This window comes from Sphaerospermopsis sp. LEGE 00249 (assembly GCF_014299995.1).
Classification (GTDB): domain Bacteria; phylum Cyanobacteriota; class Cyanobacteriia; order Cyanobacteriales; family Nostocaceae; genus Sphaerospermopsis; species Sphaerospermopsis kisseleviana.
In genome coordinates this window covers 1-13,177 of sequence record NZ_JACJUZ010000064.1, presented here as the reverse complement: position 1 = coordinate 13,177, position 13,177 = coordinate 1, and the positions used below count along the sequence as shown (strand labels likewise).

The 13,177-nt window shown below is 36.3% G+C and carries 16 protein-coding genes and 1 pseudogene; 9 read left to right on the top strand and 8 right to left on the bottom strand.

The features are described from left to right. The first annotated feature begins 385 nt into the window (after positions 1–385). Together H5968_RS19060 and H5968_RS19055 are read left to right on the top strand one after the other, a co-directional pair. Positions 386–634 carry a plasmid stability protein gene (locus tag H5968_RS19060; protein ID WP_187041215.1) on the top strand — a complete coding sequence of 83 codons (249 nt, stop codon included), beginning with the start codon at positions 386–388 and terminating at the stop codon, positions 632–634. Between the two features lie 15 nt (positions 635–649). Beyond that, positions 650–1,078 (top strand): annotated as a pseudogene (locus tag H5968_RS19055) (type II toxin-antitoxin system VapC family toxin). A gap of 19 nt (positions 1,079–1,097) precedes the next feature. Here the strand turns inward: H5968_RS19055 and H5968_RS19050 are convergent. The 4 genes from H5968_RS19050 to H5968_RS19035 form a co-directional block, all read right to left on the bottom strand. Further along, the gene (locus H5968_RS19050) at positions 1,098–1,352 is read right to left on the bottom strand and encodes a hypothetical protein (protein WP_187041214.1); all 255 of its coding nucleotides are present in this window, start codon (positions 1,350–1,352) and stop codon (positions 1,098–1,100) included. Between the two features lie 124 nt (positions 1,353–1,476). Then, positions 1,477–1,881 (bottom strand): PIN domain-containing protein, encoded by a 405-nt coding sequence (locus tag H5968_RS19045; RefSeq protein WP_137667490.1) that lies wholly within the window; start codon positions 1,879–1,881, stop codon positions 1,477–1,479. Then, entirely contained in the window at positions 1,878–2,120 is a 243-nt protein-coding gene (locus H5968_RS19040) for a hypothetical protein (protein WP_096571142.1), read from the bottom strand. Before H5968_RS19040 ends, H5968_RS19045 begins: the two co-directional genes overlap by 4 nt. A gap of 765 nt (positions 2,121–2,885) precedes the next feature. Next, a complete protein-coding gene (locus tag H5968_RS19035) occupies positions 2,886–3,281 on the bottom strand; it encodes a GxxExxY protein (protein ID WP_187041213.1) in 396 nt (131 codons plus the stop codon). Positions 3,282–4,147: 866 nt separating this feature from the next. Here H5968_RS19035 and H5968_RS19030 point away from each other — a divergent pair. Together H5968_RS19030 and H5968_RS19025 are read left to right on the top strand one after the other, a co-directional pair. Further along, positions 4,148–4,447, top strand: a complete 300-nt coding sequence (locus H5968_RS19030) for a hypothetical protein (RefSeq protein WP_096571146.1) — start codon at positions 4,148–4,150, stop codon at positions 4,445–4,447. 124 nt (positions 4,448–4,571) lie between these two features. Then, positions 4,572–4,937, top strand: a complete 366-nt coding sequence (locus H5968_RS19025; protein ID WP_187041212.1) for a DUF6516 family protein — start codon at positions 4,572–4,574, stop codon at positions 4,935–4,937. 93 nt (positions 4,938–5,030) lie between these two features. On the opposite strand, the gene H5968_RS19020 is transcribed toward H5968_RS19025, so the two are convergent. Both H5968_RS19020 and H5968_RS19015 read right to left on the bottom strand, forming a co-directional pair. Beyond that, positions 5,031–5,897 carry an NAD(P)-dependent oxidoreductase gene (locus H5968_RS19020; protein ID WP_187041211.1) on the bottom strand — a complete coding sequence of 289 codons (867 nt, stop codon included), beginning with the start codon at positions 5,895–5,897 and terminating at the stop codon, positions 5,031–5,033. 118 nt (positions 5,898–6,015) lie between these two features. After that, a complete protein-coding gene (locus H5968_RS19015) occupies positions 6,016–6,759 on the bottom strand; it encodes a tetratricopeptide repeat protein (protein ID WP_187041210.1) in 744 nt (247 codons plus the stop codon). Positions 6,760–7,245: 486 nt separating this feature from the next. On the opposite strand from H5968_RS19015, the gene H5968_RS19010 reads away from it, so the two are divergent. Together H5968_RS19010 and H5968_RS19005 are read left to right on the top strand one after the other, a co-directional pair. Further along, a complete protein-coding gene (locus tag H5968_RS19010; protein ID WP_187041209.1) occupies positions 7,246–8,208 on the top strand; it encodes a protochlorophyllide reductase in 963 nt (320 codons plus the stop codon). A 182-nt stretch (positions 8,209–8,390) separates the two neighbouring features. After that, the gene (locus tag H5968_RS19005) at positions 8,391–9,740 is read left to right on the top strand and encodes a pentapeptide repeat-containing protein (protein ID WP_096571155.1); all 1,350 of its coding nucleotides are present in this window, start codon (positions 8,391–8,393) and stop codon (positions 9,738–9,740) included. Between the two features lie 138 nt (positions 9,741–9,878). Here H5968_RS19005 and H5968_RS19000 read toward each other — a convergent pair whose 3' ends face one another. Beyond that, complete coding sequence (locus H5968_RS19000) at positions 9,879–10,274, bottom strand: carboxymuconolactone decarboxylase family protein (protein ID WP_096571157.1); 396 nt, start codon at positions 10,272–10,274, stop codon at positions 9,879–9,881. Positions 10,275–10,399: 125 nt separating this feature from the next. Here H5968_RS19000 and H5968_RS18995 point away from each other — a divergent pair, with 125 nt between their 5' ends. Next, on the top strand, positions 10,400–11,347 hold the full coding sequence (locus H5968_RS18995) for a zinc-binding dehydrogenase (RefSeq protein ID WP_187041208.1): 948 nt from the start codon (positions 10,400–10,402) through the stop codon (positions 11,345–11,347). 87 nt (positions 11,348–11,434) lie between these two features. On the opposite strand, the gene nadC is transcribed toward H5968_RS18995, so the two are convergent. Continuing rightward, the gene (nadC, locus tag H5968_RS18990) at positions 11,435–12,301 is read right to left on the bottom strand and encodes a carboxylating nicotinate-nucleotide diphosphorylase (protein ID WP_187041207.1); all 867 of its coding nucleotides are present in this window, start codon (positions 12,299–12,301) and stop codon (positions 11,435–11,437) included. Positions 12,302–12,334: 33 nt separating this feature from the next. Here nadC and H5968_RS18985 point away from each other — a divergent pair, with 33 nt between their 5' ends. Together H5968_RS18985 and H5968_RS18980 are read left to right on the top strand one after the other, a co-directional pair. Further along, positions 12,335–12,502, top strand: coding sequence for a hypothetical protein (locus H5968_RS18985; protein WP_187041206.1), 168 nt, complete (start codon positions 12,335–12,337; stop codon positions 12,500–12,502). Further along, a complete protein-coding gene (locus tag H5968_RS18980; RefSeq protein ID WP_255427187.1) occupies positions 12,462–12,824 on the top strand; it encodes an SDR family NAD(P)-dependent oxidoreductase in 363 nt (120 codons plus the stop codon). Before H5968_RS18985 ends, H5968_RS18980 begins: the two co-directional genes overlap by 41 nt. Positions 12,825–13,177 lie beyond the last annotated feature (353 nt).

Below are 13,177 nucleotides of genomic sequence, written 5' to 3'. Positions count from 1 at the left end.
GAAATTTTCATTGTCTGAATCAGGATGTCCAGGATTTTAGGATGTACAGGATTGTTATTTGTAGGTTATTTGTGGGATGTTGAAATTTTCATTGTCTGAATGAGGATGTCCAGGATTTGAGGATGTACAGGATTGTTATTGATAAATTGTCTGTAAATATTGGAAGATGATAAAATACAGTTACACCAACAGTCAAGAAGTAACAGCAGATAATTTAATAATTTAACCAGATAATTTATCTTATCAATCATCCCAAAGTCTCTATTTCTCATAGACAATAAAACAACAACATCCTGTACATCCTATAATCCTGGATATCCTGATTCTGACAAAAAAATTAGATTGATAGTGTATAATAAACATATCCTTTAACCCTAAAATGATTATGACTAATATTACACTTTCCAACCTTGATGATGATCTGAAAAATCAGTTACAGAAACGAGCAGAAAAACATGGAAATTCCCTAGAACAAGAAATTACAGAAATTCTCCGTCTTGTTCTCATAGAAAATCAGCAAAATCCTATAAACTTAGTAACCTTAATCGAAAAACGTTTTGCCGATTTTGAAGATTTGGAATTACCGGAAATTAAAAGAGAACCAATCCGCACAGATTCAATATTTGCTGATTAAATTACACATTTAAAAATGATTATTCTTGATACAAACGTCATTTCCGAACTCATGAAAACTCAAAAATCAGCAATAGTTCGTGAATGGGTAGCAGCACAACCTTTAATGAGTCTGTTTACTACAACAATTACTCAAGCATAAATTCTCTATGGTATTGCTTTACTTCCTGAAGGAAAACGACGCGAAGAACTTAGTCAAACAGCACAACTAATGTTTTCTGAAGATTTCGCTGGACGAGTTCTAGCTTTTGATCAAAATGCTGCTGTAGCATTTGCTGATATTGCATCTCAACGACGAAAAAATGGTACTCCAATTTCTCAACCTGATGCTCAAATTGCTGCTATTTGTTATACTCATAAAGCAACTATAGCAACACGCAATGTTACTGATTTTGAAGGATGTGGTATTTCTATTATTAATCCTTGGAAACCTGAATCAATATAAGAAATATCAATATAGTATTTCATACATCTTGAGGCAGGTTATATTTACGACGTTGTTCTTTTGCAAAATCATCAAAAGAACGAAATCTTCCTGCTTCAAAATCTTCTAATCCTTGTTGAATACCTTGAATAGCTGCTTGTGAGTCTTCTAATTCCCAATCTAGGATATTTTTTAATAATTCAGCCGCAACTAAACTAATATCTTTTCCTTGTTGTGCTGCTTTTTCGCGTAGTCTTGCTTCTAGTTCTGGAGTCAGGGAAATAGCGATCGCCATAACATTATATTGTGTAGTGAATATTTATATTTAACATCTTAGCTCACAATGTTGATTTTAGTGCAACTGTTGGTTGAGGTTATTGGTGGGATGTGGAAATTTTCATTGTCAGACAAAAAACATCTTAATCAAAAATAGAAATTACTTTAATACCAACTACTTTGTGCATCGGTTTTGTTTTCTTCTCAGTAGTAATTAACTCCTCAGCACCAACAGAAAAAGCAGCAGCTACATGAAGTGCATCCATAGCAGCTAATCCATACTGAGAAGCGATTTTATAAGCCTCTTGTACAATATAAGTTAGATCATTTGCCCAGTAAATAACATCATTAAAAAACTCTTCATAAAATTGAGATTCTGCTGTTTGCTGATGATAAACTGCTTTAGGACTTACTTCTAATCTGACAAACTCACTAGCAGCAAATACCCGTTGTGAGTCTGATAGTATTTCTAATGCTTTTTCTGCAATTAAACCAGTACCATTGGTTGCACTCAGTAACACCCCTGAATCAATATAAGTTATAATCATTCTTCTGTACCTTGGATTCCACCTCTACGAGCAGCTAATTCTTGTTCTATTTCATCTGCATTTAATAATGGTTTACCAGATGCAACAATTCTAGAGCGAATTTCTCGTAAACGTTCCCCTAAAGGCGGTTTTTTGACTGTGGTTTTCAATTGCATAAATTCCACAAATTTTAAAACTTCTTCTTGTTTATCCTGGGGTAATGATCGCCATTTTGTTAATAATTCTTGTTCTGAAATCATTGATTTTCACTTAACTAAATAATTTTAATATTATAGCAAATCTTACATCTAATTACAATATAATATTATAAATTATCTTATAAATTTTTACTTTACCCAAATATGATGATTAAATCGTTGGGTTTCACTGCGTTCTACCCAACCTACAGTTTGTATGGTTAGTTGGTAATTTGTAGGTTATTGGTGGGATGTTGAAATTTTCATTGTCTGAATCAGGATGTCCAGGATTTTAGGATATACAGGATTGTTATTTATAGATTATTCATGGGATGCTGAAATTTTAAATTGTCAGAATCAGGATGTCCAGGATTTGAGGATTTTCAGGATTGTAATTGATGAATTGTCTGTAAATATTGAAAGATGATAAAATACAGTTACACCAACAGTCAAGAAGTAACAGCAGATAATTTAATAATTTAACAGATAATTTATCTTATCAATCATCCCAAAGTTTCTATTTCTCATAGACAATAAAACAACCACATCCTGAAAATCCTATAATCCTGGATATCCTGATTCAGACAAAAAAATCCTTAAAATCCCCACATCAAATAAACAACAACATCCTGAAAATCCTTAAATCCTGGTTATCCTGATTCTGACAAAAAAATCCTTAAAATCCCCACATCAAATAAACAACAACATCCTGAAAATCCTTAAATCCTGGTTATCCTGATTCTGACAAAAAAATCCTCAAAATCCCCACTTCAAATAAACAACAACATCCTGAAAATCCTTAAATCCTGGTTATCCTGATTCTGACAATTAAACATGATATCTAGAATTAAAAACCTTCCTATATTCCAACTTCAAACCACCAAAATTAATCAATAAACCCACAGGAAAATTATAAGCTACCAAATAATTTTTTGCTTGCGCTAAATGGACATCTTCTAAATTAATTATCGCTTTCAACTCCACCACAACCTGATTTTCAACTATAAAATCCGCTCTGCGTGTTCCTACCTCAATACCTTCATAATAAATTACTTGTTCTACCTCTCTTCCAAAACCTAAACCTGATTTTTGTAACTCAATTTCCATACATCTTTGATAAATCACCTCCTGAAAACCATTTCCCAAAGTTCGGTGTATCTTCATTGCACACCCATTTATTATATATGTGATTTCATCTAATTTTTTATTATTGGGCGTGTTCATGGATGTACAGGATTGTTATTTGTAGGTTATTGGTGGGATGCTGAAATTTTCATTGTCTGAATCAGGATGTCCAGGATTTTAGGATGTACAGGATTGTTATTAATAGATTATTCATGGGATGCTGAAATTTTCATTGTCTGAATCAGGATAACCAGGATTTTAGGATGTACAGGATTGTTATTTGTAGGTTATTAGTGGGATGATGAAATTTTCATTGTCTGAATCAGGATGTCCAGGATTTGAGGATGTACAGGATTGTGATTGATAGATTATTCATGGGATGCTGAAATTTTCATTGTCTGAATCAGGATGTCCAGGATTTGAGGATGTACAGGATTGTTATTTGTAGGTTATTAGTGGGATGATGAAATTTTCATTGTCAGAATCAGGATGTCCAGGATTAAAGGATTTTCAGGATTGTGATTGATAAATTGTTTGTGAATATTTGAAGATTCTACAATAAAGTTACTCTAAAAGTCAACAAATCAAAATAGATAATTTAACAGATAATTGATTATCTCACATCCTAAAATCTGTACTTCTCATAGACAATAAAACAACCACATCCTGTAAATCCTTTAATCCTGGACATCCTGATTCTGACAAAAAAATCATCAAAATCCCCACTTCAAGTAAACAACAACATCCTGTAAATCCTTTAATCCTGGACATCCTGATTCTGACAAAAAAATCATCAAAATCCCCACTTCAAATCAACAACAACATCCTGAAAATCCTCAAAATCCCCACCTCAAATAAACAATAACATCCTGAAAATCCTCTAATCCTGGATATCCTGATTCTGACAAAAAATATAAAACGTGCTAAAATATGCAAAACTAATCAACTTCATCCAATCTAAAATTATGAATACATTAGAAAAATTAGAATTACTCACAGAAAATTGTAACGACAATACAGAACTAGATAGAATTATTGGACAACTTTTAAACGTAATTTTAACCCGTCATCGCCAAAAATTAGATATCTATAACTCAGACATACAAAAATTTGAACAAAAATATCAACTAAATTGTGAACAATTTGAGGAACAATTTAACTCAGGTCGTTTAGGTGATGAAATGGATTTTTTTGAATGGTTTGGTTTATGTGAACTCCGCAAAGACATTTTAAAAAAAATCCATAAGTTAGAACAAGCTTTATGAAAAATATGAAAAATGCCGATGATTATTTAGCCTGGATAAGCTGTTATGCAGCTAAACTGTATAATCTTAATATTCTTAAGTCTTGTGGAACAGGCATCTTGCCTGTTAACCTTATATAAATTAAATGCACAACAGCTTAAAATCTATAATTACACTGTGTCCAGAAGTTGTAAATTTTACGATTCTTAGAGAAGAAGCACAAACTGATAAAGGTTTATGGCGTTATCGTGTGATATTAAAAAATGGTAGTTTTTTAGAAATGTTTGAGTTTTTTAAAATAGAATCTGGACAAGTAGAAATAATTAAATATAGTTTTCATTGGCAAACTGAAAATAGAGAACTAATAAAACGTTGGGATAACGCACCCCATCATCCTGAAATTGCAACCTATCCTCATCATGTACATGATGGTGCTGAAGATGTTGTTTCTCCCTATTTACCTGTTGATATTGAAGAGATTTTTAAACAAGTGAGATCGCTCATTTTGTAGATTATTGGTGGGATGTTGAAATTGACAAACTCACTAGCATCCTTTAATCCTGGACATCCTGATTCAGACAAAAAAATCCTCAAAATCCCTTATTTACAACCTCTCTAATTCTTCCCTCACAGATAATGGTTGATATCCCAAACTAAACGCTTTTTCACTATCTAAAGAAACATCCTTTGGCCTTGGTGCTGACATTTTCACATCATCTTGCAAACATGACTTTAATTTATCGCTGGGAAGTTGCATTACTTCAACTAAAATTTTACCAAAATCATAACGAGACATTCTCTCTTTACCACCTAAATGAATTATCCCGTTAACTTTTTCTAATGCTAATAATAAACCTTTTGCGGCTATGGTTGCACTTACTGGGGTGCGAAATTCATCTCTAAATAAATTCAGTTCTTTTCCGTCTTTTAATGTTTGGATAAATCCCTGAATAAAGCTTTTCGCTGTGGGTGTTTCTTTCCCAAACATTAACGGCATTCTACAAATTGCTGTTTGGGGATATAATTGTAATATTTCTGTTTCTGCTTGCGCTTTTTGTTCACCATAAATATTCACTGGTGACACTGGATCTGTTTCTTTATAGGGAGGTTTTAAACCATCAAAAACTAAGTCGGTAGAGGTAAAAGCTAATGGTAAATTATGATCTGCACAAAGTCCGGCAATGTTACAAGATGCGGTAACATTAATAGTATAAGATGACTGGGGATGCAGTTGACAATAATTTGGTTGAGATTGTGCCGCAGTATGAATTACTGCATCTGGTTTTATCTGATGGAATATTTCTTTTAATTTCTGAAAATCTGTTAAATCAACTTGCAATATTTTTACATCTGGTATTTCTAAAAAATGGGTAGCATAAGTACCATAAATTTCCCATTTCTCTGTCTTTGCTACTTGGCAAAGATGCCACCCTAAAAAACCACTTGCACCTGTAATTAGGAGTTTTTTCATTCTCTATTCCACTCCTGACTCCTGACTCCTGTACAGGTGAAGCATTCGGATGATAAATTATCGATTTTTTCCCAATATTTTTGTCCGAATGCTTCGCCCCTACTTACTCCTAACTTCTTCATTTTAATAATTCCTGAAATTCCTTTTTATCCCTGATTTTATCAAAATCTGTGTCAGTTTGGGCTAATTTTTGGTATTTTTCAGGTTGCATTTGCATAGCTTTTACTAGGTACTCAATTGCTAGGTCTGGTTTATTTTGTAAGGCATAATTACAAGCTTTATTGTAATATGCTTGATGGGAATTTTGGTTGATCCTGATAGCTTGATTGTAAGATGCCAAGCCTTCTTTGTACCTGCGTAATTTTGTTAGTGCAATTCCTCTGTTGATCCAAGCTTCAAATTTATCTGGTTCAATAACTATAGCTTCATCGTAGGATTTTACTGCTTCCTCGTAACGCCGTAAAGCTGATAAGGCATTTCCTCGATTATACCAAGCTTCATTTTTATTCGGACGAATGGCGATCGCTTTATCATAGGATTCTAAAGCCTCTTCATACCGATGTAAAGCTATCAGGGCATTACCTCGATTTACCCATGTTTCTACGCTGTCTTTTTTAATTTCAATCGCTTGATTATAGAATATCAGAGCTTCTTTATAGCGACTGGTATCTAAAAAATTATTGCCTTGAATGAATAATTTTTCCGCTTTTTGACTATCTTGTACTTCTGCTATGAGTTGAGCAACATTGTTTTCTTGTACAACTTGCTTGGTATATTCTGTTGATGATATTGCCAAATCACCACAACCAACAGTCAAAAAACTCATGAATCCACAGGCAATAAAGTATCGCCTTAAAATCATACTGCACCTACGCAACTCATAATTTAATGTTATGCCTTTTGAATGTTTAAAAGTTGTATCCAAGTCCACTAAACTGCTATTAATTATCTTGTATTTGAATGAAAAAGAAATCAAGAATTTGATAAGTTTTGATTAACTCACATAAACTATACCATGTCTAGATATAGTTGATCAATTATTTTATACAATCTATTGGCAATTTATCTATAACTTTGACTGTATATTCAACTCGATCATGTTGGCAAAACTACCAAATATGCGGATTTATTGAATAATTACAAATAAATCTGCCAAATATGCAATCACCCACGATTTGTCGATATATAAATTAAATTGAATTAATCTCATGCAACTTAGCAAAAATTGTTATCCTTTTTTTTGTCAGCATTTCCCTGTTTTAATCCGTTAGCTACAAGGCTGATCATGGATGAACATGGTGTGAGATCATAATAACAACTGAACTACAATCATCAGATTTTCAAGACGATGGAACAACAGCATAAATCAACGGTTATAATCACAGGTGCTTCCTCTGGTGTGGGTTTGTATGCAGCCAAGGCTTTAGCTAAGAGAGGTTGGCACGTTATTATGGCTTGTCGCAACCTGGAAAAAACCGAAGCAGCAGCCCAAACAGTGGGGATTCCCAAAGACAGCTACACCATTATACACATAGATTTAGGCTCTTTAGATAGTGTAAGAAAATTTGTTCAGGATTTTAGAGCTACGGGCAGATCATTAGATGCTTTGGTGTGCAACGCTGCCATCTATATGCCTTTGATTAAAGAGCCTTTATTTAGCCCTGATGGATATGAGTTAAGTGTGGCTACTAACCATCTTGGCCATTTCCTGCTGTGTAACTTGATGTTGGAGGATCTAAAGAAAGCTTCCACTTCTGAACCCAGACTGGTGATTTTAGGAACAGTTACACACAACCCCAACGAGTTAGGCGGTAAAATTCCCCCACGTCCCGATTTAGGAGATTTAAAAGGTTTTGAAGCTGGTTTTAAAGCTCCCAATACTATGATTGACGGTAAGAAATTTGAACCGGTTAAAGCTTACAAAGATAGTAAAGTTTGTAACGTTTTGACCATGAGAGAATTACACAGACGCTATCATGAGTCAACGGGTATTACTTTTAGTTCCCTATATCCCGGTTGCGTGGCTACAACCGCCCTATTCCGCAACCATTATCCCCTATTCCAGAAACTCTTCCCCGTCTTCCAAAAATATATTACTGGGGGGTTTGTTTCCGAAGAATTAGCTGGTGAAAGAGTAGCCGATGTAGTAGCAGATCCAGCTTACAATCAATCTGGAATTTATTGGAGTTGGGGAAATAGACAGAAAAAAGATGGTAAGTCCTTTGTGCAGAAAGTTTCCAATGAAGCCAGCGATGATGCTAAAGCTGAAAAAATGTGGGACTTCAGCGCCAAGTTGGTAGGACTAGCTTAACAAATTCTTGTTTCCGTTTCCATAAAAAATAAATTTTCAAAGCAAAAGTCAGGAGTTAAAAGTTAGCGAAAGTGATACTTACTCCTGACTTGTTGATAAAGTAGGTTATAAGGGAGAGGTGACAGGTGACAGTAATTAATTTACCAATCTAAAATCTAAAATCTAAAATCTAAAATCTAAAAATGACTCTTGAATCTAATTCTTATCATCCACCACAGTCAGAACCTATTCCAGAACACAATTTAGAACGCGATGATTTTGATATTGCTAGTGAAAATGAACTCACGGCAGAAGGTTTAGCTGCACAACAAGCTTTAGCAGCTATTTCTTCTTTACAATCTCCCCAAAATACCAATGCCCTCAAAAGGGCAATATCTGGTTTTAGAGAACGTTATCACAGTCAGGTTGTTGTTAAACCTAGAGCTTTGATTTTTACTTTATTAGCGATCGCCCTAACTTTTATTGGTATTGCTATTAATAACTCATTCCTGGGTATTTTGGGAACTTTCGCAACTTTGGTTTTATCCATAGCTATGTTATTTCCTTGGTTGCAAGATGTGATCAAAGAATGGTTTTCTCCAGAAGATAGAACATTATTATTAGCCTTTATTGGTTTATTGGTAGGTATTATTGGCTTCTTGAAATTTAGCGGCTTAGGTTATCATCTCTTACGTTGGGGCAAAAAAATTAACTGGGAAGCTTCAGGAACTTTAGCAGAATGGTTTGGTGCTTTAGGACAAATTCTTATAGCTATTATTGCCGTTTATGTAGCTTGGCGACAATATGTAATTTCTAAAGATTTAACTATTCAACAAAACCTGCTTACAGTCCAACAAAATATTATTACTCAACAACAAACCATAGATTCTTATTTTCAAGGAATTTCTGATTTAGTATTAGATGAAGAAGGATTATTAGAAGACTGGCCGCAGGAAAGAGCCATAGCAGAAGGACGCACAGCCGCAATTTTTAGTAGTGTAGATGGCAATGGAAAAGCCAAAATTCTTCGCTTTCTTTCCCGTTCCAAACTGTTAACACCATTAAAACGCGATCGCCGTTTAGGTAGAGCCATTCTCGATGGTAGCGGTGGCTACGCCGAAGACAGAATAGAAGGTGTACGGGTAATAGATTTAGGCGTAATGTTAGCCGGTGCAGACCTTTCTTACACTGATTTACGGTGGACTGATTTGAGTGAAGCAAATCTAGTGCGTGCTAACCTCAGTGGTTGTGATTTAGTCAAAGCCAACCTTGCCCGCACGATTTTATATGAAGCTAATTTGAGTAATGCCGATTTAAACAGTGTCCGGTTATTTTATGGTTCATTAGAAAAAGCCTCACCCCGCAGTCGCACCCACCCACCCGACTATGAAACCGGAGAATACACCGGTGCAGTAGTAGAAAATGCCGATTTTAGCAATGTACAAAGAATGTCAGAACCCGTGCGTCGTTATTGCTGTGCTTGGTGTGGCGAAAAAAGCAGAAAAACCATTCCCGGTGGTTGTGAAGGTATTTCCAACAAGTTGGGAAAATAATTGATAATTGACAATTGATAATTGTTTCGTTCAAGGTTTAAAATATCCCCTTTAAAGGGGAAAAAAGAAAAAAATTCCGCTTTTTCAATCTTCTCGCTCCAAGGGATAGGTAATTATTAATTGTCCATGATTGAAGTTTTACTGCTGTTTAAAGATTTCATCCACAGGAATTTTATAACCATTTGCAAACCTATTAGTCATATTTGCAGCACCAACAATAGCCATCAATTCCCCAAACATTGTATCAGTCATACCCTTATTTTTTGCGGCTGCGGTGTGTGAGGCAATGCAATATTCACAGTTATTAGTCACACTCACAGCAATGTAAATTAATTCTCTCATCAGTGGATCAATTTCCCCAGAACCCGCCATAATTTCCTTGAGACTTTCCCAAGTACGGCGTAAAGTTGGAGGATGATTAGCTAAAGCTTTCCAGAAATTGTTGATATATTCAGTTTGTCTGGTAGCGCGGATATCGTCGTAAACTGCGCGTACTTCTGGGTTAGCGTCTTCGTATTCGATTAAGTTAGTCATCATAATTTTTGTGATCAGTTTTGTCAATATTCAGACAATAAAGATAATAAATTGATTCTGATAAAGTAATTGTAATATAAACCAAAGAAAAACAAGTTTTTAACCCAAACCAGGATATCAAAAACATGAACAACAAAATTCGCGCTGTCGTTGTTGATCCTAACGTACCAGGACGTTTAGCATTAAAGGAAGTTGCAGCACCCACACCCGCAACAAACGAAGCCATAATTAAAGTTGCCTCAATTTCACTCAATCGCGGCGAACTCAGACGCGCTTCTACTGCTCAAGCAGGTTGGCGGCCTGGTTGGGATCTCGCCGGTACTGTAGAAACACCCGCCGCAGACGGTTCAGGACCACCACAAGGAGCGCGTGTAGTGGGTTTTCTCCCCTCCGGTGCTTGGGGTGAAATAGTTGCAGTACCTACCCACTCTCTCGCAGAACTACCCCGCTTTGTATCATTTGCTCAAGCTGCCACATTACCCATAGCAGGTTTAACAGCCTATCATATCATGAAAAAAGGCGGTTTTCTCCTCAATCAACCTGTGTTAATTACGGGGGCTTCTGGTGGTGTCGGTAACTTTGCTATTCAATTAGCACGGTTAAGCGGTGCAAAGGTTACAGCCCATCTACGTACTTCTAAGTATGAACCTATCGTCAAAGAAGCAGGAGCGCATCACATTGTCATTGGTGAAGATATATCCCCTGCTCAACAATATGGACCATATCATTTAATAATAGATTCTGTAGGCGGTGATGTTCTCGGCAAAGCGTTAGGTTTCTTAGGTACAAATGGTCAAGCAGTAGTATTTGGAACTACTGCCGGAAGAGAAGTAACTTTTAATGCTGGAAATCTTTATGCCCTTGGTGGTGCGAGTATTTACGGTTTAATAGTCTTCCATGAACTCAAACAAGAATCCGCATCTGTGGGGTTAAAATGGTTAGTGGAATTAGTAGAATCAGGACAATTACGCCCTCATATTGACATAGAAGCCCCTTGGACAGAAATTGCTGATGTAGCTCAAAAACTGGTAGATAGACGTTTTCCAGGCAAAGCTGTTTTACACATTTCCTAACTAATAAAAATACTTAACTCGTTAACTCGTTCCCAGTCGGAGACTGGGAATGCCATCACAAAGGCTTTGCCTCTGCTGCTACATTGCTTAAATCATTTTCATACTTAAATCCAACCACCTTGATTGAGTAATTGGCGCACTACTAGAAATATAATCAACACCAGTTTGTGCTACTGCGCGAATAGTTTCTAAACTTACATTTCCCGATGCTTCAATTTTCACTCGGCTATCCTGTTCACGAATTAACTGCACAGCCTCAGTCATCATTGTTAAAGGCATATTATCCAACATAATAATATCGGCTTGATACTTTAATGCTTCTTGCACCTGTTCTAAACTTTCTGTTTCCACTTCAATAGTGAGAGGATAAGGCATTTGGGAACGAATACGGGTAATAGCTTCTCTAATACCCCCAACTGCCGCAATATGATTATCCTTAATCATCACTGCATCATCTAACCCCATGCGGTGATTAATCGCACCCCCAACAGCAGATGCGTACTTTTCCAAGATTCTCAAACCTGGTGTAGTTTTGCGCGTATCCACAAACATTGCAGGTAAATCTGCTATTTTCTCCACATATATATTAGTTAACGTTGCAATTCCACTTAACCGCATCGCCAAATTTAGCGCCACCCGTTCGCCCATCAACAACGCATCTAATGAACCCTGAATTTCCGCTACCACGTCTCCTGCTTCACACCTTGCACCCTCAGACTTTACAGCTACAAACCTGACTTGATGATTTAATAACTGAAACACCCTAGCTGCTATCGGTAAACCTGTGATTATTCCTGGTGCTTTTGCTACCCACTTCCCTTGTCTGATAGTTGAATTTTGGGATAAAAGAGATTGAGTAGTGCGATCGCCCCTACCAATATCCTCCATTAACCAACTTTGCAACAATTGATCCAGTACCAAAAACGGTGGTAGTACAGCCACAGAACTCTTCATCTGAATTCTCACCTTTGGAATTTAGTCAAGTATATGTGTAATCAACCCTATCAACAATTGTTTCATGTCCTGCGATCGCCCACAGAAATTCCCGACTCAGAAATAAACAAACTCAGCAATATCTTTCACCCTGTCAAACCTACTCATGATTCCCCATCTATTGACCAAACAATCAGCAGCCATAATCAAGATTACATCTAAACTAGCTTTAGTACCAAAGCAAAGTGCGCCCATCTACTGTAGTAGTAAAGCAGGTTTGCATATTGCCTCAAAAGCCCTAAGCTGGCAGCTAGAACGTACTCCCATCAAAGTTTTTAAGATTATTGCCCGTTTAGTAGACACACCCATGACCCAAGGACGGGGTAAAGGCAAGAAGATACAGCTAGATACTTTAGTAGAGGAATTTTGGCGTAACTTCAGCCGTGATCATTACGAAATGCTGATTGGTAAATCTAAACTGCTTTATCTACTGCAACAGTTTTTGCCCCAAGTCGCTGAAAAAATCATGCGCCCAGGGTTATAAATCCATCTGGATTCATTCCGAGCCAATAATTTTATTAACTCAAACCCTTACACCACAAGGATTTGAACTGATTAGAAAAAAAATCCAAAAAAACTTGGAAAAAGTAGTTGACATTCCAAGATAGGTTCGCTATATTGAATAAGTGCCTGAAAGAGAGCCGCGAGAGAGCGGGACTCGGAGGGACACCGAACCTTGAAAATATTATAGTTTGAAAGACAGTATACAGCAAGTCCTGCGTCAAGTAAAGAAAATGATACCGGACTGAGGTATTAAAAGACAGTCAAAAAAGAGCTAAACAAACTTAACAAAACGGAGAGTTTGATCCTGGCTCAGGATGAACGCTGGCGGTATGC